The sequence below is a fragment of the Bauldia litoralis genome, from assembly GCF_900104485.1.
Taxonomy (GTDB): domain Bacteria; phylum Pseudomonadota; class Alphaproteobacteria; order Rhizobiales; family Kaistiaceae; genus Bauldia; species Bauldia litoralis.
Window position 1 is genome coordinate 266,980 of the sequence record NZ_FMXQ01000003.1, and the last position, 21,927, is coordinate 288,906.

The following is a 21,927-nucleotide window of genomic DNA, read 5'->3' on the forward strand; positions in this document are numbered from 1 at the left end:
CGCATAGTCTTTTCGCTCTTTCCGGGCGCAAAAGTGAAGCTACTTTTCCTGAAAACGCTCTACCGCGCGCCCTTGAACCACGGGGCCAGCAAAGCGCGCGGGTATTCGGCGCGGCGGGCGACGAGGACCAGCGCGACGATGGCGAAGAGGTAGGGCAGCATCAGGAAGACCTGGCTCGGCAGGAAGGCGCCGACCTGGGTCTGGAGGCGGACCTGGTAGGCATCGAAGGCGCCGAAGAGCAGGGCACCGAGCAGCGCCTTGCCCGGCCGCCACGAGGCAAAGACGGTCAGCGCGATGCAGATCCAGCCCCGGCCGTTGACCATGCCGAAGAAGAAGGCGTCGAAGGCCGACATGGTGAGGAAGGCGCCGCCCATCGCCATCAGGGCGGAACCGACGACCACCGCTCCGGTGCGCAGCGCATAGACCGAGAGGCCCTGGGCATCGACGGAATCCGGGTTGTCGCCGACGGCGCGGATCGCGAGGCCGAGCGGCGTCCGGTAGAGCACCCAGGCGACGATCGCCACCATGGCGAAGGCGAGCCAGGTGAAGGCGGTCTGGCTGAACAGCGCCGGGCCGAGGAAGGGAATGTCGGAGAGGACCGGGATATCGAGCGGCCGGAACGGTTCGATGCGCGGCGGCGAGGTCACGTCGGGCAGGGCGGTGCGGTAGATGAAATAGCTGAGGCTGGAAGCAAGCAGCGTGATCCCGATGCCGGAGACATGCTGCGACAGGCCGAGCGGCACGGTCAGCGCAGCATGCAGCAAGCCGAAGAGCGCGCCGGTCAGGGCTGCGACGAGGACGCCGGTCCACAGGTCGACCCCGAGCCAGACCGCCATCCAGCCGGCCATGGCCCCGGCGGTGAAGATGCCCTCGATGCCGAGATTGAGGACACCGGCACGCTCGCAGATCAGGGCGCCGAGAACGCCGAAGATCAGCGGCGTGGCGATCCGGATCGCCGCCGCCCAGAAATTCGCCGTGAACAGGATGTCGAGGAATTCCATGGCTATGGCGACGACCGGTATGGGGCGCCTCCTCTCCCATGGGGAGAGGATAGCGAGACTTGCGCCGCGAAGCGGGGCGTAGGCGAGCTTGGTGAGGGGCGAGACCTGTCCGCAGCTCCTTCTTCTTCGAGCCGTCGCCCCTCACCAAGCTCCGCATCGATCGCAAGCGATCGTGCTCCACTGTCCTCTCCCAATGGGAGAGGAGGGAGGGTGCCCTTCGTGAGGAGGCTTCGCCCCTCACCAACTTCGCCTTGGCGCGCCCGGGGCGCGCGAGGCTTCGTATCCTCTCCCCATGGGAGAGGAGGGTGGGGCGCGCAAACCTTTCGGCGCAAAGGAGTTTTCATGGCCGTACCGTCCTGGCCGCGCGACCGGCCCAGCGGATGTGGAAGCGGGTGATGAAGCCGCCGATCAGGACGCAGAGCAGCGACAGGGCGACAATGAGATCGGCGAGGTAACTCGAGACACCGAGGCCACGGCTCATCGAATCGGCGCCGACGAAGACGCTGGCAATGAACAGCGCGGCGGCGACAACGCCGAGCGGCGACAGGCCGGCCAGCATGGCCACGACGATGCCGGCATAGCCGAAGCCGGGCGACAGGTCCGAGGTCAGGTAGCCCTTGAGCCCGGCGACTTCGCCAACACCAGCCAGGCCCGCGAGCCCGCCCGAGATCAGCGCGACGCGGACCATGGTGGCGGTGACCGGGATGCCGGCATAGCGGGCGGCCGGGGCGTTCTCGCCGACGGCGCGGATCTCGGCGCCCCAGACGGTACGGCGCATCATGATGGCGACGGCGACCGCCGCGACAAGGCCGATCAGAAGGCCGGAATGGACCCGCATGCGGCCGAGCAGCGGTGGCAGCATGGCGGAGTCGATGATCGGCGCGGATTGCGGCCAACCAAGACTCATCGGGTCCTGCAGCGGGCCTTCCAGCATCATCTGGACGAAGAGCAGCATGACGAAATTGAGCAGCAGCGTGGTGACCACCTCGTCGGCGCCGAATTTCAGCTTGAGCAGCGTCGGCCCGAGCATCAGGAGCGCCCCGGCCAGCGCGCCGGCAAGCAGCACCAGCGGGATCATGACGATCGGCGGGCCGTCGATCAGGCCGGAGCCGACCGCGACCGCTGCCAGCGCACCGGCGTAGAGCTGGCCCTCGGCGCCGATGTTCCATAGCCGTGCCCGGAACGCGACTGCCGCGGCGAGGCCGGTGAGGATCAGCGGTGTCGTGCGGGTCAAGGTTTCCGAGAAAGCGAAGAGCGAGCCGAAGGCGCCTTCGACCATCAGGCGATAGGCCTCGACGATCGGCGCGCCGGCAAAGGCGAGGGGGATCGCGGCCAGCGCCAGCGCGACGAAGCCGGCAGCAACCGGCGCAGCGATGGCGAGCGCCGGCGAGAGGTTCTGGCGGGGCTCGAAGCGGATCATGCCGCTTCCTCTTCGTCGCGGTGGCCGGCCATCATCAGGCCGAGGGTACCGCGATCGAGGGTGTCGGCGGCCATGGTCTCGCTGAGCCGGCCGCCGGTCATCACCGCGATGCGATCGGACAGCGCAGTCAGTTCGTCCAGATCCTCAGAGATGAGAATGACGCCGACGCCGGCTTCGCGCGCGGCCAGCAGGCGGCGGTGGACTTCCGTCTGGGCGCCGATATCAAGGCCGCGTGTCGGCTGGTTGGCCAGTACCAGGCGGGGCTGGCGGTCGAGGACGCGGGCGAGGATCAGCTTCTGGATGTTGCCGCCGGAGAGGAGCCGCGCGGCAGTGTCGGGCCCGGGACAGCGGACATCGTAGTCGCGAATGGCGGCCTCGGCCCGCGCCCGGATCGCGCCAAAGCGCAGGAAACCGGCTCGCTGGAAGCCGGGCTGGCGCAATTCCTCCAGCGCGACATTCTCGGCCACCGTCATCGCGCCGACGACGCCGTCGTGGTGGCGGTCCTCGGGAATACGGGCGATGCCGGCGCGGGCAAAATGGCCGGGGTCGTGGCGGGTGACGGGCGCGCCGAACAGATGCATGGCGCCGCCGCTGGGTCGTTCCAGACCCGCGACGAGGGCGGCGAGCGCCGCCTGGCCGTTGCCGGAAACGCCGGCGATGCCGACGATCTCGCCTTCCCGGACGGCGAGGCTGGCGTCGACCAGCGTGCGTCGATGGGCGCCGGCGACGGAGACGCCAGCGAGTTCGAGCAGGACGGCACCGGGCTCACGCGCGACGCGCCGGCTTGCCGGTACCTCGCGCCCGACCATCATCTCGGCGATCGAGCGTCGGTTGGCGTCGGCGGTGACCATCTCGCCGACCTTGGCGCCACCGCGCAGGACGGCGATGCGATCGGAAATGGCGAGAACCTCGCCGAGCTTGTGGGAGATGAAGACGACGGCGAGGCCGCGCGCGGCAAGGGCGCGCATGGTGACGAACAGGCTGTCGGATTCCTGGGGCGTCAGCACCGCGGTCGGCTCGTCCATGACGAGGATGCGGGCATCGCGATAGAGCGCCTTGAGGATCTCGACCCGCTGCCGTTCGCCGACGGTGAGCCGCGAGACGGGGACGTCAAGATCGACGGTCAGGCCGGAGTCGGCCATGACCTTGCCGATCTTGCGGCGGGCCGGGCCGGTGCGCCGTGACAGGCGAAAGATCGACTCGGTGCCGAGGACGATATTCTCCAGGCCCGTGAGGTTCTCGGCGAGGGTGAAATGCTGGTGGACCATGCCGATGCCGGCGGCGAGCGCCGCGCCCGGCGAGCCGGGTTCGAGCGGCGCGAGGACGCCGTCATCGCCGGCAACCATCACCGTGCCTTCGTCGGCGACATAGTGGCCGAAGAGAATGTTCATCAGGGTGGTCTTGCCGGCGCCATTCTCGCCGAGCAGCGCCAGGATCTCGCCGCGGCCGAGATCGAGGTCGATCGCATCGTTGGCGGTCAGCGCGCCGAAGCGCTTGGTGATGTTCTGGAGGCGGAGGACGATGGGGCGGGGGTCAGGCATGGTGGGGGTGCCTCCCCGGTCGGTGGATGCTGGTCAGGGGGGGCGGTGGTGACGGTAACGGTCGTGCGTCCTTCGAGGCTCGCCGCGCATGCGGCGAGCACCCCCGATCAAGCCGGGGGCAAGCTCTCAGGATGGCGACGTTGGTGTGGGCGACCAAGGGCTCGTGGAGTGCACTTCCCTCGCCATCCTGAGGTGCTCCGCGCAGCGGAGCCTCGAAGGACGCACCAAACGCAAGGCGCGCCCGAAGCGCGAGCGGCGGAACGCCCCCTCCGTCACCGCTTCGCGGCGCCACCCCCGGTCGCGCCGGGGGCAGGCTCTCCCCCGTTGCACGGGGGAGGATATCGCGCGTGCTTCCCCGCGGGGGGCGGGGAAGATGAAGCGTCACCGCCTGCGGCCTACATCGACGACTTGGGTTCGCCGTCGTTGACGTTGACGCGGAACAGGCCGTCCTTGATTTCCTGCTGCTTGGCGTTGGCGGCCTCGAGGGCCGCGGCATCGACCAGGGTCTCGTCGACGACGAAGCTGCCGCCGTCATAGGCCATGTAGCTGTACTGGCCGTAGTCGGCCGGCTCGAAGCGTCCCTCGGTCACCGCGGCGATGGCGCGGTCGATGGTCGGCTCCATGTGCCAGAGCGCGCTGGCGAGGATGGTGCCGGGATAGTCGGCCGCCGTGTCGATGACGTTGCCGATCGCCTTGACGCCACGCTCCTTGGCGGCGTCGGAGACGCCGAACCGCTCAGCATAGAGGATGTCGGCGCCGGCATCGATCATCGCGAAGGCGGATTCCTTGGCCTTCGGCGGGTCGTACCAGGAGTTGATGAAGGTGACGAGGAACTTGACGTCGGGATTGACCGCGAGGGCGCCTTCCATGAAGGCGTTCATCAGCCGGTTGACCTCGGGGATGGCGTAACCACCGACCATGCCGATGATGTTCGACTCGGTGGCGGTGCCGGCGATCATGCCGGTGAGGTAGCTCGGCTCGTGGATGAAGTTGTCGAAGACCGAGAAATTCGGCTGGCTCGGGCCGAAGGACGATCCCATCAGGAAGGCGATGTCGGGATAGTCGCCGGCGACCTTGCGGGCGGCACGCTCGACGCCGAAGACCTCGCCGATGATCAGGTCGTTGCCCTGCTCGGCATATTCGCGCATGACGCGCTCATAGTCGGTGTTGGCGACATTCTCGGAATAGACATACTCGACGTCACCCCGGTCCTGGGCGGCGTTGAGCGCCTTGTGGATGCGGCTGACCCACTGCTGCTCGACCGGCACGGTGTAGATCGCGGCGACCTTGATCGGCTTCTCCTTCTGGGCGGCGGCCGGGCCGGCGAGACCGAAGGCGGCAACGGCCGCGGCGGCGAGAGTCATCGCGGCGCGGCGGGTGATGGTCATTCTCGGCGTGTTCATATGAAGTTCCCCTCTTCGCGGGCGGGCGTCGTTGCGCCGGCCGCGTTGCCAAAACAGCGTGCATCCAATCAGGCAGAGCCTAGCAAGGATGAGACCACCTGTCGGCGGCGAGGATAGCGGCTTTGCGGGGTCCCGACAATTTGGGGGCGTGAGGCGGACGGACCGCACGCCGGCGCGGTCAGTCCATGGGATAGTCGCGGGCGAAATCGGCGCCCGGGATATCGACGGTGACGGGGCGGCGCTCGGCAGCGCTGGCGACGGCCGCCTCGACGATGGCAATGCCGCGCAGGCCGGCGCCGAAGGTCGGAAAATCGGCGGTTTCGCCACGCATGCCGCGCCACGACTCGGCGATGACGTTGCGGAAGGCGTCGGGGTAGCCCTCCGGGTGGCCGCCCGGCACCGCGGCGGTCCAGCGGTCGGCGGGGTCGAGGCGGTCGGGGTCGCGGTCGCGGATGATCTTCAGGCCGGGCCGGCGCTCGACGAAGCTGTTCGGCTGCTCCTGGAGCCAGTCGAACCCGCCGCTCTCGCCGTCGACCGAGAGGGCGATGTGATTGGGGTTGCCTGGTGAAAGGGCCATCACCGTGGCGCTGCCAGAGGCACCGCCGGCGAGACGGAGGAGCAGGTCGGCCTGGTCCTCGAGGGCGAAGTCGACCCGGACGCCGCCGTCCTCGGTGGCTTCGCCCCGCGGCCGGGGGCCTTCGCCGGGGTTGCCATGCCAGGTGCGGTCGGGGCGGCGGGTGCTGAACTGCGCCTGGATTTCGGCGATCGGTTGGCCGGTGACGAACTGGAGGAGATCGAACCAGTGGACGCCGTAGTCGAAGAGGGCGAAGGCCGGTCCGCAGAGGCCGGGCGAAAAGTGCCAGACGTATTTGTCGGGGTCGCAGACGTCCTGCGACAGGTAAAGGCCGGTGATCCGCCACAGGGCGCCGAAGTCGCCGTTGCGGACGAGGCGGCGGAGCTCGCGGACAATCGGGTAGCCGCGATAGCAATAGGCGATCGCGCCGACCCGGCCGGCGGTGTCGGCGGCGTCGATCATCCGGCGGCAGTCGTCGGCACTGGTCGCCATCGGCTTCTCGCACAGGACATGGGCGCCGGCGGCGAAGGACGCGATGGTCTGTTCGGCATGGAAGCTGTTGGGCGAACAGATATGGACGACGTCCGGCTTCTCGGCCCGCAGCATGGCGTCGAGATTGTCGTAGGCCTGGCCGATGCCGAAGGCCTGTGCCCCCGAGAGCGTCCGACCGCAGACGGCGACGACATCGCCGCAAAGCTCCGCGATCAGGCGGGCATGGACCCGGGCGATGTAGCCCGAGCCGACGATGGCTGCGCGCATCACGGGTTCGCGCCGGCGTTGGAGCCGCCGGGATTGTCGGCGATGACGGCGAGCAGGCCCTCGATCTCGGCTTCGAGCGAGCGCAGGTCCTCGCCGCCCGACATGATGTTCATCACCTCTTCCCGCGAGATTTCCGACTTGCGGAAGGTGCCCTGGTTCTGGCCGCGATTGAGCAGGGTGAAGACGTCGCCGACCGGGTAGGCGTGGTGGATGTTGTGGCTGATGAAGATCACGGCGAGGCCGCGGAGCCGCGCCTCGATGATGAATTTCAGCACCATCGCCGCCTGGTGGACGCCGAGCGCCGAGGTCGGCTCGTCGAGGATCAGGACTTTGGCGCCGAAGTGGATGGCGCGGGCGATGGCGACAGACTGGCGCTCACCGCCGGACAGGGTGCCGACCGCCTGGGTCGGGTCGCGGACGTCGATGCCGATATCGGCCATCGCCTGGCGGGCGGTATCGTTGGCGCGTTCCTTGTCGAAGCGCCGGAAGGGAAAGACACCGCGCAGCGGCTCGCGACCGAGGAAGAAATTGCGCGAGATGCTCATCAGGGGGATCATGCCGAGGTCCTGGAAGACGGTAGCGATGCCACGCTCCTGCGCGTCGCGCGGATTGCGGAAGGTGACCGGCCTGCCGTCGATGAGGATCTCGCCCTCGGTCGGCCGGTGGACGCCGGACAGGATCTTGATCAGCGTTGACTTGCCGGCGCCGTTGTCGCCGAGCAGGCAATGGACCTCGCCGGGCTGGACCTGGATGTCGACGTCGCGCAGCGCGATGACCGAGCCGAAGCGCTTGGTCACCTTGCGCAGTTCCATGGCCGGGGCGGTCATCGTGCGGTTCCTTCGCCAAGCGCCTTGGCGCGGATGTAGTTGTTCACAAGCACCGCGATGAGAATGACGATGCCGAGGAAGACCTTGAACCAGTCGGTGTCGATACCGGTGAAGAAGATGCCCATCTGGACCAGCCCGAAGATCAGGGCACCGAACATCGCGCCGTAGACCGTGCCGTAGCCGCCGGTGAGGAGGACGCCGCCGATCACCGCGGCGATGATCGCCTCGAACTCCTTCAACAGGCCGCGCAGCGTATCGGCCGAACCGGCGTCCATCACCTGGATGGTGGCGAGCAGGGTGGCGGAACAGGCGGTGCCGATGAACAGGATGATCTTCACCCGCGACACCGGCACGCCGACGTTGCGCGCCACTTCGGGATCGCCGCCGGCGGCGTAGATCCAGTTGCCGAAGCGGGTCTGGGTGAGGACATAGGCGGCGACGACCGTTACGCCGATCCACCAGACGATCGACATCGGGATGCCGGGGACGAAGGGCACGCCGTCGCTGCGCGTGGCGATCCAGCCGAGGTCGCCCATCCACTGGAACAGGCCGGTCAGGACATTGCCATTGAACAGGCTTGCCGTTCCGGGGTCGGGGACGTCGTCAAGGATATAGGGAATCTGCGTGCGGCCGGTGACCGCCCGGGTGATGGCGACCGACAGGCCGCGCAGGATGAACAGCGTCGCCAGCGTGACGATGAAGGATGGCAGTCGGGTGCGCACGACGACAAAGCCGTTGAACCAGCCGACGGCGATCGCGACGGCGAAGGCCGACAGGATGCCGCCCCAGAGCGGGAAATCGAGATGGCGTACGGTCAGGCCGATCACGACGCCGGCGAAGCCGATCATCGAGCCGACGGAGAGATCGAACTCGCCGGCGATGATCAGGAGCGCAGCGGCGGTGGCGATGATGCCGAGTTCCGCCGAGAGCGTCAGGAAGGTGAGCGACCCCTGCAGCGAATAGAGGGCGCTGGCGCCGGGCAGGAGGGCGAAGATGATGATGGTGGCGACGAGGCCGCTGGCGGCACCGGCTTCCGGCCGCCTCAGCAGTCTGGTCAGCCAGCCGGCTGCCGCAAGGCGCTCGTCTGCCTCGCCCCGGCGTTTGGAACTCCCGGTCGTACCCACCTCGGCCATGGACAAGTCTCGCGGTTCTGCGCTGGTCATCGTAGGACTTCGCCGGGCTGGAGTCTTCGGGTCGCCGCGAGGATCGCGGGAGGGAGGAAGGCCGCCAGGGGGCGGCCTTCCCAATGGATTGCCGCGATCAGCGGATGCCCTGCTTGGCGAGCGTCAGGATCGCCTGGGCCTTCTCCGGCGTGTCGACGAAGAGCGGGCCGGTATAGGTCGAGTTGATCGGCATGATGCCGTTGACCGCGACCTCGACGAGGTAGAGCGCGGGCAGGAAACCCATCAGATACTGCTGGGCGTCCATGCCGAAGCCCATCTCGCCGGCGATGACCGAGTCGAGAACCTCCGGGCTGATGTCGAAGGTGTAGAGGCCGAGCGTGCCGAACAGTTCCTTGTCGTGGAACAGGTCGATCAGCGGGTTGGCGGCGCCGGCGCCCATGGCGAAGACCGCCTGGACATCGGGATGGGCCGACAGATAGGCCTCGGTCCGACGCTGGATGTCGGCCGGATCGGGCGTCACGGCAACGACCTCGGTGCCGCCACCGGACGGCTCCAGACCGTCATTGAGGCCCTGGCACCGCTCATCGAGGCTGACATTGCCGACCTCGTGATTGATGCAGACGACCTTCAGCGTGCCTTCCTTGGCGAGGCGCTGGCCGGCCTTCACGCCGGAGTCATATTCGGAGACGGTGCCGACATAGCCGTTGACGCCCATCTCCATGCCCGGGCCTTCCCCGGAGTCCATGACGATGACCGGAATGCCGGCGGCGAGCGCCTTCTCGACACCGTCGCGCATGGCGTCGGCATCGGCGATGGAGACGGCGATGCCGTCCGGTCCGGCGGCGATCGCGGCATCGAGCAGGCGGGCCTGCTCGATGACGTCGAAGACCTGCGGATTGTAGTATTCGATCTGGGCGCCGGTCAGCGCGGCGGCGTCATCGACACCGCGCTTGACGACGGACCAGTAGGGATCGGACGCGGAGCCATGGACGACGAAGGAAATCTTGACGTCCTTCGGGTCCTTCATGCCGTCGGCATGGGCGGCGGCGGACAGGCCGCCGAGTGCGATGAGGCCCGCAAACGCGGACTTGGCAAGTGTCGTCAGTGTCATTGTCATTCCCCTCTTTCTGGTTGAACGGTCCAAAGCCCCCGGTGGCCGGACCCAGGCAGAGCGGCGCGTGGCGAAACGGTCGCGCGTCGCGTTGAGAACAGATGTCACGGTCTTGTCGTTGCCGATTAGCCAGCCATTCTCCCCTTCAGGCCGCCGCCGCGACGGTCACTGCCGTCGGTTGGCGGAATGCCATTTCGTTTCCCGGCCGTGAGAGGTCCGGGAGATCGTTTTGCCAAAGCGTGGTGGGCGGGATCCGACATCAAGCCGCTCCCTCGCGTGTCTCGACGGTGAAGCCGGCATCGCGCGCCATGCGGACCAGGTTGTCGTATCCCAGCCGCGCGTAGGTCAGCGGGATCGCCTTGCGCGGATCCTGCTCGGCCTCGACCACCAGCCATCCCTCGTAGCCGGCGTCGCAGAGCCGCTCGAGGATCGCCGGGTAGTCGATGCTGCCATCGCCGGGCACGGTGAAGATGCCGTCGAGCACCGCGTCCATGAAGCTCATGTCCTCGGCGCGCGCCTTCGCCAGCTTGTCGGGGCGAACGTCCTTGCAGTGGACGTGGACGACGCGGTCGATGGTACGGGCAAGCAGCGCCAGCGGATCGCCGCCGGAAAAGGAACTGTGGCCGGTGTCGTAGAGCAGACCAACCGCCTTGCCGGTCACCGACATCAGCCTTTCGGTCTCGGCGTCGGTTTCGACGATGGTGCCCATGTGATGGTGGAAGGCCATGTCGACGCCGAAGTCGTGCATCCATTCGGCCAGTTCGGTGACCTTGTGGCCATAGGCCGGCCAGTCCTCGTCGCCGAGCTTCGGACGGTCCGAGATCGGCCGCCAGATGCCGTCGTGTCGGCCCATCGAGGTGTCGGCATAGACGACATGGGCGGCGCCGAGATCGCGATGCAGCGTCAGGTGGGGCAGCAGCGCGTCGAACTCCTCGGCGACCTCGCGTTCGAGGATGCGGCCATCCCACCAGCCGGCGATCAGCCTCAGGTCATATTGCTCGAGCAGCGGGCGGAGCACGGCCGACTCCCGCGGAAACTTGCCGCCAAGCTCGGTGCCGGAATAGCCGGCTTCGCTTGTCTCGGAGAGGCAGGTTTCCAGCGGCGTGTCGCCGCCGAGTTCGGGGACGTCGTCATTTGTCCAGGTGATGGGGTTGATGCCGATCCGGACTGTCATGCGTTCAGTGCTTCCCTGGCGTGTGCGGCTGACGGGTTCGCCTCCGGCCGATCGATGCGGGCGCCGGAGGTCGAGGAATCGAGAACGGCCTCGCAGACCCGGGCAATGCGGCAGGCCTCGTCGAGATCGGGCGCGAGGTTGCCGCCGGCCGCGATGGCGCGCAGGAAGCCGTGGAGTTCGATGGTCTTGAGGTCGTTGAAGCCGAGGCCGTGGGCCGGGGCCGGGATGAAGGCGCCATAGCCGGGATGGGCCCCGTCGATGCGGATCGTCTTGAAGCCCTGGTCGCCGGCCGGCTCGCCGTGGCGGTAGAGCTGCAATTCATTGGCGCGCTCGCCGTCGAAGATGATGCCGCCGCGCTCGCAGGTGAGCTCGAAGCCGATGTCCATCTTGCGGCCATGAGCGATGCGGCTTGCCTCGATGCTGCCGACCGCGCCGCTTTCGAAGCGCGCAAGCAGGCCGGCCCAATCCTCGTTGTCGACGTTGCGCGGCCGCTCGCCGGCCTTGGCCGTCCGGCGCGTCGCGTAGCGGGTCTCGGCCAGTCCGTTCAGCGAGACGATCGGCCCGCAGAGCAGCCGGGCGATCGCGATGATGTGCCAGCCGAGATCGCCGAGCGCGCCGCAGCGGCCGGCAAGACTCGCGTCGAGACGCCATGAGAAAGGCGCGTCGGGATCGGCCAGATAATCCTCGGCGTGCCAGCCGCGGAAGCTGACCGGCTTGCCGATAGCGCCCGAGGCGACGATCGTGGCCGCGTGCTGGACCATCGGGGCGCGAACATAGGTGAAGCCGACGCCGGTCGTGACACCGGCTTTCGCGGCCGCCTCGGCGATCTCTTCCGACTCTGCGACCGAGCGGCCGACCGGCTTTTCGCACAGCACATGCTTGCCGGCGGCGATCGCGGCGAGAGCGATCTCGCGGTGGCTGAAACTCGGGACGGCGATGATGACGGCGTCGACCTGGTCGAGCGCTGCCCGCCAGTCCGTGCCGGAGCCGGCGAAGCCGAGCTGCTCCGCCTGGCGCTGGGCCAGGCCTGCGTCCTGATCGACGAGGATGGTGGCCTCGGCCCGGGGCGCGTCGCTGAAGACGCGATTCACCGCCTGCAGCGCCAGACCATGGATACGACCGATGAAACCCGCACCGATCAGCGCGAAACGAACCTGCCCGCCTGTCAACTTTTCATGCCCCCACACAGACGAAAAAACCTTTCGTCATCCCCACGCTACGGCTAACGTTGGCCCCACAAACAGGGCCATTTTCCAAGAATCGAATGGGTACAGTCTCCCAACTCAGCTATCCGCTCGACCTCGTCGCCTTGAAGCCCAGGGCCGGCGCGCCGCTGCATCGGCAGCTCTGCGACCAACTGCGCGAGCTGATCCTCGAGGGAGCGGTTCCGGCCGGGACGCGGCTTCCGTCGATCCGCGCATGCGCCGCCGAACTGGCCATTTCGCGCAACACGGTGATCACGGCGCTCGATCAGCTTTCGGCCGAAGGGCTTCTCGAAAGCCGGCGGGGGTCGGGCACGCATGTCTCGCTCGCCGCGGCGGTGTCGCAGCCGCGCGGCCCGTCGGCCGGCGACAGCCTGGCGAAGCTCTCGCCGCGCGGCCGGATGATGATTTCGCAGCCGCGGGTGCGGACCTTTCCGGGACGCACGGCCTTCCATCCGGGGACGCCGGAGCTGGCCGAATTCCCGTTCAAGACCTGGAGCCGGCTCTTGTCGCGCCGCGCCCGTTTCGGTGGCGAGGACCTGTTCGGCTATCACTATGTCTCCGGCCATCCGGAACTGCGCGAGGTGATCGCCAGCTTCCTGACCGCGATGCGGCGGGTGCGCTGCTCGCCGGAGCAGATCGTCGTCACCACCGGCGGCCAGGCGGCGCTCGACCTGCTGGCGCGGCTGCTGCTCGCCGAGGGCGACACGGTGTGGATGGAGGAGCCGGGTTATCTCGGCGCGCGCGGGGCGTTTCTCGGGGCGGGTGCGAAGCTGGCGCCGCTTCCCGTCGATCGCGACGGCTGGCGGGTGCCGGCCAGCGCCGATCCGTTGCCACGGCTGATCTACCTGACGCCGTCCTGCCAGCATCCGCTCGGCATCACCATGCCGCTCGAACAGCGGCTGGCGGTGCTCGATGTCGCCGGAGCCGCCGACGCCTGGGTGATCGAGGACGACTTCGATGGCGAATATACCTTTCGCGGCCAGCCGCTGCCCTCCATGCAGGGGCTGACCGACAACCCGCGCGTCATCTATGTCGGGACCTTTGCCAAGACGCTGTTTCCGGCGATGCGGCTCGGCTTCATCGTGCTGCCGGCCGACCTCGCCGACCGGATTCGGCCGGCGATCAGCGTCACCGGGCAATTCGCGCCGCTGGTGCTGCAGGCGGCGCTGGCCGACTTCATCGAGCAGGGCTATTTCTTCCGCCACCTCAACCGGATGCGGCGCCTCTACGGTCGCCGCCGGGCGGTCTTTCTCGGGCTGCTGGCCGAACACCTGGAGCCGTGGCTCGATCCGATCGACGGACGGACCGGCATCCAGCTCGCTGCCCTGTTCAAGTCGGCGATCGACGACAATCGCGTCGTCGACCGGGCGGCGGCGGCCGGCATCAACCTGGCGCCGCTGTCGGTCTACTTTGCCGGCGAACCACGCGCCTCCGGATTGCTGATGGGCTATGCCGGCGTCGTCGAGGCCGAGATGCGCCGGCTGATCCCGATGATGCGGGACATCCTGCAGGAGCTTTACCCGGCCGGCAGCGACGGTTGACGGGATCGCAGCGCAGGACTATTCCATTGCTGTGAAATAAACGCGGTTGTCGGCGAACGGTTGGCCGGATCGCGCCGGTCACTTTGTCAGGCTTCGCGATGAGCACACCCAGCGTTCTTTCCGACGACGATCCAGTCCCCGGCACGGCGGCCGCCTCCGAGACGCCACGCCGGACGCGGGTCAGCGGCATCGACCGGGCGTTGCAGATCCTCGATCATCTCTACCACACGGAAAAACCGTGGACCGCGTATGCGATCGCCAAGGCGATCGGCGCGCCGCTGTCGACGACCTACGCGATCATCGACGACCTGATCGCCCGCGACCTTCTCACCCATCGCGGCGACAAGGAAGTGTGGCTCGGGCCGCGGCTCTACCACTACGGCCTCGCCTATGCGCATTCGCTCGACTTTCTCAGCCGGGCGACGCACGAGATGCACGAGCTTTGCCGGGAGGTCGGCGAGACGGTTCAGATCTGCGGCCGCGACGGCGATCGCATGGTGGTGCTGGCGATGGCGGACGGGCCCGGGCATTTCCGCGTCACGTCGGAGATCGGCACCCGGGTGCCGCTCAACTGGACGGCCTCGGGACGGCTGCTGGTCGGCCACCTTGGTGAGGACGAGCGGCTCAACCTCTTCCGGCAGAGCGCCAAGATGTCCCCGACCGAACGGGCCGAGACCGATCCGGTGCTGCTGGCCGGACTGTCGCGCCAGGCGCTGAAGGACCGGCTGTCGATCCAGATCAGCGAGACCGACTTCCTGGTGTCCTGCGTCGCCTCGCCGATCTGCAACCGGCTCGGCGAATGCGTGGCGACCATTTCGATCGTGCTGCCCGAGCACAAGGTCGTCGAGAAGCGCGACTACTACGGAGATGCGGTCCGCCGCGCTTCGGAGAAGGTCGAGCGGGCGCTCGGCTGGCGCGACCCGTAAGCCCTAGTCGCGAACGGCGATCACCGCCTCGATCTCGACCGTGATCTGGCCGGGCAGCGAGCCCATGCCGACGGCCGAACGGGCGTGGCGGCCGATTTCCTCGCCGAAGACCGCGACGAACAGGTCGGAACAGCCGTCGATCACCTTGGGGTGGCTGTCGAAGGTCGGATCGGCGTTGACCATGCCGAGCAGCTTGACGATGCGGCGCACCTTGTCGAGCGAGCCGAGCGCCTCGTGGATGACGGCCAGCATGTTGATGCCGGTGATGCGGGCATGGCCATAGGCTTCCTCGATGGATACGCCAGCGCCGACCTTGCCGCTATGCTCGATGCCGCTGGGCTCGAGCGGCCCCTGGCCGGCGAGGTAGAGGAAACCGCCTTCACGCACGGAGGTGACGAAATTGGCCACCGGCTTCGGCGGCGTCGGCAGGACGATGCCGAGCTCGCGCAGCCGTTGATACGGTGCCGATTCACCGGGCGTGCCGGCAGTATTCACTGATTGCTCCATGCGTTCCCCGTCGCTCAGTCTTTTGGCGAATCCGTTCCGCTTTGGCGCCGAAATGAGGCGCTGGCGAAGGTCTGGCAAGCGGCCGGAGTTCTATAGTAATGTAATTGCATTCACTCGGGCGGAAGGGTATCATTTTCGCCTTCCGGGTCAATACCCGATCGGCGCGCCAGGCCGCCCAGGCGCAGCGGTCCGGGTGCGACCGCCATCCTGCTGCCGGGGAGCCTCCGCATGGCCAGTGTCGTCGTCAAGGACTTGTACAAATCCTATGGGGACACCGAAGTCCTGCACGGCGTGAATATCGACATCGAGAATGGCGAATTCGTCACCCTGGTCGGGCCGTCCGGCTGTGGGAAGTCGACGCTGCTGCGCATGGTCGCCGGGCTCGAGGACGTCACCGGCGGCGAGATCCGGATCGGCGACAAGGTGGTCAACCTCGACCCGCCGAAGGATCGCGACATCGCGATGGTCTTCCAGAATTACGCGCTCTATCCGCATATGAGCGTCGAGCGGAACATGGGCTTCGCGCTCCGCCTCTCAGGCGTCGCCAAGGACGAGATCGCCAAGCGGGTCGGTCGCACGGCCGAAATCCTCAAGCTCGAGTCGCTGCTCAAGCGCCTGCCACGCCAGCTTTCGGGCGGTCAGCGCCAGCGGGTGGCGATGGGCCGGGCGATCGTCCGCGATCCCAAGGTCTTCCTGTTCGACGAGCCGCTGTCGAACCTCGATGCCAAGCTCCGGGTCCGGATGCGGGCCGAGATCAAGGAATTGCACCAGCGGCTGAGTTCGACCACGATCTATGTCACGCACGACCAGATCGAAGCGATGACCATGGCCGACAAGATCGTCGTCATGCAGAGCGGCAATATCGAGCAGATCGGCAGCCCGGTCGAACTGTATGACCGGCCGAACAACATCTTCGTCGCCGGCTTCATCGGCTCGCCGGCGATGAACTTTCTCGGCGGCCGTTGCGAGGGAAGCACCTTCGTCACCGGTGGCGGCGGCACGATCCAGCTTGGCCGCGCGATTGCCGCGCCGGCCGATCGCGAGATGGTGCTCGGCGTGCGTCCGGAAGACCTGACGCTCGCCGCCGACGGCGCCGATGAGGGTGTCCTGTTCCCGTCCGAGGCGCGCGTCGTCGAGCCGACCGGGGCGGAGGAACACGTCGTCGGCAGCTTCGAGGGCGAGGAAATCGTCGCGGTGCTGCGCGGCCGACACGGACTGAAGAGCGGACAGGCGGTCCGCTTCACCGCCGAGCCGGCCAAGCTTCACGTCTTCGACGCGGCGAGCGGCAAGCGAATGGGCTGACCGCCCCGGGGAGGCACGCGACCATGGATACCGAACCCAAGCCCAACGGCCGCCTTGCCGGCAAGGTCGCCATCGTTACCGGCGCCGCCGGCGGCATTGGCGGAGCGGTGACCGAGCGCTTCCTGCAGGAAGGGGCGCAGGTGGTGGCGATGGACCTCGGCGGTCCGCTGGGTGGCATTGCCTGGGACGGGCCGCAGATCGTCTCCGTCTCGGTCGACCTCGCCGATCGGGTCAATACCGACGCGGCGCTGGAAACCGCGCTCGCCGCCTTCGGCACGCCGGACATCCTCGTCGCCGCCGCGGCATTGAAAGGCGGCAAGTCCTTCCTCGATTGCAGCGATGCGGACTGGGACAGCTATGTCGCGGTCAATCTCACCGGCACCTTCCGCGCCTGCCAACGGGTGGCGAAGGCGATGGTCGCGGCGGCGAAGGGCGGCCGCATCGTCACCGTCGGCTCGGTCAACAGCTACATGTCGGAGCCGAACGCCGCCCAGTATGTGGCGACCAAGGGCGGGATCGCGATGCTGACCCGGGCGATGGCGGTCGACCTCGCCCGCCACGGCATCCTCGTCAACATGATCGCGCCCGGCCCGATCGACGTGCCGAGCAATGGCGACATGTACCGGGAGCCGAAGCTTGCGGCGTCGCTCGCCGACGAGGTGGCGCTCGGCCGGCCCGGCCTGCCGGAGGATTGCGCCACTGCCGCGCTTTTTCTCGCCGAGGACGAGAACCGCTATACGACCGGCAGCACCATCACGGTGGATGGCGGGCTGTCGGCGATGATCTTCGGGGCTATGCGATGATCGACGGCGGGCAGGCGAAGCGCACCACATATTCCATCGCCGCGTCGGCATGGCGGCGGGCGTCGCTCAGGCTGAAATTGAGATGACCCGGAAGCAGGGTGTCGAAGTCGCGCGCGGCGAGGGTCCGGACCGTGCTGCAGACAGCGCCGATGTTGCAGTCGTAGATATCCTGGATGGCGACCTTGCCGCCGCAGAAGAGCGCGTCGCCGCCGACGAGGATGCGGCGGGTCGGCGTCGTCACCAGATAGGAAACATGGTCGAAGGAATGGCCGGGGGTCTCGATCATCTCGACCGTCACCGGGCCGAATTGCAGCGGATTGGCGGTCTCGACCACCGTGTCGATCGGGCAGGCGCGGTAACGGTAGTCGGCCGGGTAGACGCCGCCCTCGATGGCGCGCTCGAGGCTGATGCCGGCCGTGTCGCCGCCGCTGACCATCTTCGCCGTCGCAGCGCCGGCATAGGTCCTGAGGCCGAAACGCTCGCGAAGCGCGGCGGCACCGCCGGAATGGTCGGCATGGCCATGGGTGAGAAAGAGGTGGCCGACCGATCCGGGATCGATGCCATCCCCGGCCAGAATCTCGGCGAAGCGATCGGGCGCGCGACCGGCGCCGGCGTCGAAGAGCAGCCAGGTGTCGCCGGCCGCGATCATGAAGACATTACAGTCGAACGCGTCGGAGAGGTCGAACCCCGCGCCGCCGCTCAGCACCAGATGCAGTCCGTCTTCAATCTTCATTCTTGCCCACTCCCGTTTTCCATTCACACAATTGCCCGGCCGGCTCGGCTATCGCCTCCGGACCGGCTGGAGACTTTCGGATAATGCACACCGGCGCCTATTGCGACATCTCCTGGGACGACGACGGCAAGCAGGTCGGCTTCATCGGCTTCCCCTACTCGATCGACCGTTCGCCCTATTACCAGATCAAGGTTCCGGTCTGCCGGATCGCCAATGGCGAGGGGCCGAGCGTCGTCCTGATGGCCGGAAACCACGGCGACGAATACGAGGGCGAGCTGACCCTGCTCAAGGTCACTCGCCTGCTCGAACCGTCGGCCATCAAGGGCAGCGTGACGATCCTGCCGGCGACCAACCTGCCGGCGGTGATGGCGGCCAGACGCTGTTCGCCCTTCGACGGCGGCAATCTCAATCGCGCCTTTCCCGGCAACCCGGCCGGCGGGCCGACACAGCGCATCGCGCATTATGTCGAGCACGACATCCTGCCCCGCCACGACGTGCTGTTCGACATCCATTCCGGCGGCACCAGCATGGACCACCTGGTCTGCGCGCTGATCGAGACAATGCCCGACCCGCAGCGCCAGGCGCGGGCGGTCGCGTTGATGAAGGCGATGCGGATGCCCTATGGCATGGTCGCCGACAACGGTGCGGACTCGCCGACCTCGATGGCCGCCGCCCTGCGGTCCGGCTGCATCGGGCTCAGCGGCGAGTTCGGCGGCGGGGCGACGGTGACGCGACACACCATGGCGATGACGGCGCTGGCCGTCGACAACCTGCTGCTGGCCATGGGGATCACCAGCGCGCGGCTCCTGACCGACGCCGATGCCGACACCGAGAGCCGGATGATGCAGCAGGGGTCGCAGAACCTCTTCGTCTATGCCGAACGCGAGGGCTGGTTCGAACCGGCGGTCGACATCGGCGACATCGTCGCGGAAGGCGATACGGCCGGCTGGCTGCACGATCTCGAACGGCCGCTGGCCGAACCCGAGGTGCTGCGCTTCCGGGCCGGCGGCATCGTTCTGTCGCGGCGGCTCCATACCCACAGCCAGTCGGGCGACTGCCTGATGAATCTCGCGCAATTCGTCGATTGAAGCGCGGCAGTGGCCGGCAGGCTGAAGCCGACCGGTCACAGCACCTTGCCGAGGGCGTCCAGGCATCGATCAATGTCGTCGGCGTCGTTGTAGAGATAAGGCGAGAAACGGACGCGCTCTTCGCCGGCCCAGACCAGGACGCCGTGTTCCCGGAGTCCGGCCTCGACCCGTTCGGAGGCTTCCATGGCGATGCAGACATTGCCGGCGCGGCGCTCCGCCGGTTCGGGCGTCAACACGTCGAGACCGCGCGCGACAAGACCGTCGCGCAGCCGCCGCGTCAGCGCCTCGCAATGGGCCTCGCGGTCGGCGGCGTCGATCGCCATGAGGGTGTCGAGGCCGTTCTCGAGAACATGGATGGCGAGGAAGGGCACGTTGCCGCTTTCGAAGCGCTCGATGCCCGGCTTCAGGGTGTGGCCGAGGAGCGGCTGCCCGGTCTCGGTCTCGATGATCGCGTGCCAGCCGATGGTCCGGGGCATCAGGTCCGGCCACCGGCGATGGTTGACGCAGAACAGGCCGCAGCCATGAACGGAGAGCAGCCACTTGTAGCAGCAGGAGACGACGATATCGCAGAGCCGCCCGTCGACCGGGACGGCGCCGGCGGCGTGGGACACATCGACGATCAGCCGGGCGCCGACCGCATCGGCGACGGCGCGCAGGGCGGCGAGGTCCTGCCGCGCGCCGGTCAGGTGGCTGACATGGCTGACGAAGATCGCGCGAGTCTTCTCATCGACGGCTGCCGCATAGTCGTCGGTGGTGGCGACGAGGCCGCTGCCCGCGGCGCGGATCTCGACGCCGGCCCGGCGAAGGCCGGTGGCGGCCAGCACGACGGAGGGAAAGTCGGCGCCGGCGACGACGACGTTGTCGCCCGGTCCCGCGCCAAGGCCGGCGGCGGCGACCGTCAGGCCTTCGGATGCGTTGAGAAGGAAGCCGATATCGCCGGCCTCGAGGTCGAACAGGCGGGCGACCTTGCCGCGCACCCGGCCGGCCGTCTCGAACAGGCGGTTACGCCCCGGCATGCCGCCGGACTTGTCGGTCAGGAAGCGCTCGACGGCGGCGGTGTGGCTGCGCAGGGCGGGGGTTTCGCCGCCGGCGGCGAGATGGGTGATCCCGTCGAGACCAATGAACTGCTGCGGAGGGATGAGCGGCGTGGCGCCGTGGGTGATGGTCATGTCCGGCGAGCCTCGCGGATGTCTGATGGCAAGAGCAGGCGCAAGCTGTTCATCGATCGGATACTCTCGCTGGTCCCGGCTGGCACCGACTGAGCAGCCCGCTTGACCGGGCGCTGCACGGTGATAAACTTCTTTTGGTCTGTATGCAATTCCATTGTTGAGGAATAAAGCATCGTCGGGAACTGAATCAGGAGACGCGACGAATCCACGTTTCGATCCTGGACAAATACAGGGGAGCCCTATGCTGAAATCGGGAATTCTGGCCGCGGCAGGCGCCGCGATCATCACCGCCGCGGTCTCGACCGCAGCGCTTGCCGACACCACCATTCTCGCATGGCCGGGCGGACCGGCCGAGACGGCGCTCCGCAAGGTTGTCGACAAATACAACGAGACCTCCGACAGCAAGGCGGAGCTCCTGTATTTCAGCCGCGACAACTTCTTCGACAAGATGCTGGCCGACTCCGCCGCCGGCTCGACCGAGTTCGACGTCATGCTGACGGCCACCTACAACGTCGGCAAATACGCGCCCTTCATGAACCCGATCGACGACCTGATCACCGAGGACGTCCTCAAGGTCTTCCCGCAGAGCGCCATCGACTCCCAGGCCTTCGACGGCAAGGTCTATGGCATCCCGATGGATCTCGGCCTGCACTTCCTCTACTACCGCACCGACCTGATCGACGAGCTGCTTTCCAACGACGAATGGAAGGCCAAGTACGGCGAGATCTCGGAAGAGTATCTGGGCACAAAGATGGAGCCCAAGATGCCCGACGCCTGGACCTGGGACGACTTCATCGCCTCGGCGCTGTTCTTCACCCAGTCGATCAATCCCGACAGCCCGGTCCGCTACGGCACCGTGCTGCAGATGAAGAACCTCCTGTTCAACATCATGATCTGGCAGGGCACCGCGGCGAGCTATGGCGGCAACTGGCTTGATGCCGACGGTAACATCACCGTCGACTCCGACGCCTATCGCAAGGGTCTCGACATCTTCAAGAAGATCACCGAGCTCGAAGCGACGCCCGGCGACTCGAACAGCTATGAGTATGCCGAGGCGAACGGCGCCTTCGGTACGGGCCAGGTGGCTTTCTTCATCCAGTGGTCAGCGGCCTATGCCGAGTTCGTCAACGCCGAGGACTACCCGGCGATCGCCGACAAGTTTGACATCACCCATCAGCCGGCCGGTCCGGAAGGCCCGAAGACCCACTTCCATGCGCTTGGCCTCGGCATCAACAAGGCGTCGGAGAAGCAGGACGAGGCCAAGGCCTTCTTGACCTTCCTCGCCTCGCAGGACGCCATGAGCATGTATGCCAAGGAAGGTGGCCAGCCGCCGGTGGTCGACTCGATCATCAAGGCCGTCGCCAGCGACCGTCCGGACATGCTGAAGATGGGCGAGCACACGGGCGCCTACGGCATCGTGATGAACGGCAGCACCAGCGCCGAGGCGCTCGGCATCTATTCCAACATGGCGGAGAACTTCACCGCCTACTGGAACGGTGCGCTCGACCAGGACACCGCGATCGCCAATGTCGAGGCCTACATGAAGGACGCCTTCGGCAAGTAGCTTCCTCCCGGCCGGGCCGTCGGCGCCACGTTGGCGTTGACGGCCCGCGATCGCTGCGCTCCTCTGCTTGACCGGCCGATGCCGGGTGTTAGACTTCTGTTCCTGTGTATGCGGTTCCATAACTGCGTTACAAAACATGGCTGGCAAACCGGCCG

The 21,927-nt window shown here is 67.4% G+C and carries 19 protein-coding genes; 6 read left to right on the forward strand and 13 right to left on the reverse strand.

The window, feature by feature from the left end:
• Positions 1 to 59 precede the first annotated feature (59 nt).
• The 10 genes from BLT60_RS08665 to BLT60_RS08710 form a co-directional block, all read right to left on the reverse strand.
• Entirely contained in the window at positions 60 to 1,001 is a 942-nt protein-coding gene (locus BLT60_RS08665; RefSeq protein ID WP_090876023.1) for an ABC transporter permease, read from the reverse strand.
• Positions 1,002 to 1,341: 340 nt separating this feature from the next.
• A complete protein-coding gene (locus BLT60_RS08670; RefSeq protein WP_090876024.1) occupies positions 1,342 to 2,421 on the reverse strand; it encodes an ABC transporter permease in 1,080 nt (359 codons plus the stop codon).
• A complete protein-coding gene (locus BLT60_RS08675; protein WP_090876025.1) occupies positions 2,418 to 3,962 on the reverse strand; it encodes an ABC transporter ATP-binding protein in 1,545 nt (514 codons plus the stop codon). Before BLT60_RS08675 ends, BLT60_RS08670 begins: the two co-directional genes overlap by 4 nt.
• 395 nt (positions 3,963 to 4,357) lie before the next feature.
• Positions 4,358 to 5,365 carry a BMP family protein gene (locus tag BLT60_RS08680; protein ID WP_210185570.1) on the reverse strand — a complete coding sequence of 336 codons (1,008 nt, stop codon included), beginning with the start codon at positions 5,363 to 5,365 and terminating at the stop codon, positions 4,358 to 4,360.
• A 178-nt stretch (positions 5,366 to 5,543) separates the two neighbouring features.
• Positions 5,544 to 6,698, reverse strand: a complete 1,155-nt coding sequence (locus BLT60_RS08685) for a Gfo/Idh/MocA family protein (protein ID WP_090876027.1) — start codon at positions 6,696 to 6,698, stop codon at positions 5,544 to 5,546.
• Positions 6,698 to 7,525 (reverse strand): ATP-binding cassette domain-containing protein, encoded by an 828-nt coding sequence (locus BLT60_RS08690; protein ID WP_090876028.1) that lies wholly within the window; start codon positions 7,523 to 7,525, stop codon positions 6,698 to 6,700. Before BLT60_RS08690 ends, BLT60_RS08685 begins: the two co-directional genes overlap by 1 nt.
• Positions 7,522 to 8,658, reverse strand: coding sequence for an ABC transporter permease (locus tag BLT60_RS08695; protein WP_210185571.1), 1,137 nt, complete (start codon positions 8,656 to 8,658; stop codon positions 7,522 to 7,524). The genes BLT60_RS08690 and BLT60_RS08695 overlap by 4 nt, the downstream gene beginning before the upstream one ends.
• 127 nt (positions 8,659 to 8,785) lie before the next feature.
• Positions 8,786 to 9,760, reverse strand: coding sequence for a rhizopine catabolism ABC transporter substrate-binding protein (locus tag BLT60_RS08700; RefSeq protein WP_175478353.1), 975 nt, complete (start codon positions 9,758 to 9,760; stop codon positions 8,786 to 8,788).
• Between the two features lie 259 nt (positions 9,761 to 10,019).
• Positions 10,020 to 10,934 (reverse strand): myo-inosose-2 dehydratase, encoded by a 915-nt coding sequence (gene iolE, locus BLT60_RS08705; RefSeq protein WP_090876031.1) that lies wholly within the window; start codon positions 10,932 to 10,934, stop codon positions 10,020 to 10,022.
• Complete coding sequence (locus BLT60_RS08710; protein ID WP_175478354.1) at positions 10,931 to 12,103, reverse strand: Gfo/Idh/MocA family protein; 1,173 nt, start codon at positions 12,101 to 12,103, stop codon at positions 10,931 to 10,933. Before BLT60_RS08710 ends, iolE begins: the two co-directional genes overlap by 4 nt.
• 95 nt (positions 12,104 to 12,198) lie before the next feature.
• Here BLT60_RS08710 and mocR point away from each other — a divergent pair, with 95 nt between their 5' ends.
• Together mocR and BLT60_RS08720 are read left to right on the forward strand one after the other, a co-directional pair.
• Complete coding sequence (mocR, locus tag BLT60_RS08715; RefSeq protein WP_090876033.1) at positions 12,199 to 13,680, forward strand: rhizopine catabolism transcriptional regulator MocR; 1,482 nt, start codon at positions 12,199 to 12,201, stop codon at positions 13,678 to 13,680.
• 98 nt (positions 13,681 to 13,778) lie between these two features.
• Positions 13,779 to 14,606 carry an IclR family transcriptional regulator gene (locus BLT60_RS08720; protein WP_090876034.1) on the forward strand — a complete coding sequence of 276 codons (828 nt, stop codon included), beginning with the start codon at positions 13,779 to 13,781 and terminating at the stop codon, positions 14,604 to 14,606.
• 3 nt (positions 14,607 to 14,609) lie between these two features.
• Here BLT60_RS08720 and BLT60_RS08725 read toward each other — a convergent pair whose 3' ends face one another.
• Positions 14,610 to 15,113: a RidA family protein gene (locus BLT60_RS08725; protein WP_090876035.1), complete on the reverse strand. Its 504-nt coding sequence runs from the start codon at positions 15,111 to 15,113 to the stop codon at positions 14,610 to 14,612.
• A 228-nt stretch (positions 15,114 to 15,341) separates the two neighbouring features.
• On the opposite strand from BLT60_RS08725, the gene BLT60_RS08730 reads away from it, so the two are divergent.
• Together BLT60_RS08730 and BLT60_RS08735 are read left to right on the forward strand one after the other, a co-directional pair.
• A complete protein-coding gene (locus tag BLT60_RS08730) occupies positions 15,342 to 16,415 on the forward strand; it encodes an ABC transporter ATP-binding protein (protein WP_090876036.1) in 1,074 nt (357 codons plus the stop codon).
• A gap of 23 nt (positions 16,416 to 16,438) precedes the next feature.
• Positions 16,439 to 17,218 carry an SDR family NAD(P)-dependent oxidoreductase gene (locus BLT60_RS08735; protein ID WP_090876037.1) on the forward strand — a complete coding sequence of 260 codons (780 nt, stop codon included), beginning with the start codon at positions 16,439 to 16,441 and terminating at the stop codon, positions 17,216 to 17,218.
• Here BLT60_RS08735 and BLT60_RS08740 read toward each other — a convergent pair.
• On the reverse strand, positions 17,208 to 17,951 hold the full coding sequence (locus BLT60_RS08740) for an MBL fold metallo-hydrolase (RefSeq protein WP_090876038.1): 744 nt from the start codon (positions 17,949 to 17,951) through the stop codon (positions 17,208 to 17,210). The two genes, BLT60_RS08735 and BLT60_RS08740, sit on opposite strands and share 11 nt — an antisense overlap.
• Before the next feature lie 83 nt (positions 17,952 to 18,034).
• Here BLT60_RS08740 and BLT60_RS08745 point away from each other — a divergent pair, with 83 nt between their 5' ends.
• Positions 18,035 to 19,039 carry a succinylglutamate desuccinylase/aspartoacylase family protein gene (locus tag BLT60_RS08745; protein ID WP_090876039.1) on the forward strand — a complete coding sequence of 335 codons (1,005 nt, stop codon included), beginning with the start codon at positions 18,035 to 18,037 and terminating at the stop codon, positions 19,037 to 19,039.
• Positions 19,040 to 19,074: 35 nt separating this feature from the next.
• On the opposite strand, the gene BLT60_RS08750 is transcribed toward BLT60_RS08745, so the two are convergent.
• A complete protein-coding gene (locus tag BLT60_RS08750; protein ID WP_175478355.1) occupies positions 19,075 to 20,208 on the reverse strand; it encodes an aminotransferase class V-fold PLP-dependent enzyme in 1,134 nt (377 codons plus the stop codon).
• Between the two features lie 241 nt (positions 20,209 to 20,449).
• Here BLT60_RS08750 and BLT60_RS08755 point away from each other — a divergent pair, with 241 nt between their 5' ends.
• On the forward strand, positions 20,450 to 21,772 hold the full coding sequence (locus BLT60_RS08755; protein ID WP_090876041.1) for an extracellular solute-binding protein: 1,323 nt from the start codon (positions 20,450 to 20,452) through the stop codon (positions 21,770 to 21,772).
• The last annotated feature ends 155 nt before the right edge of the window (positions 21,773 to 21,927 follow it).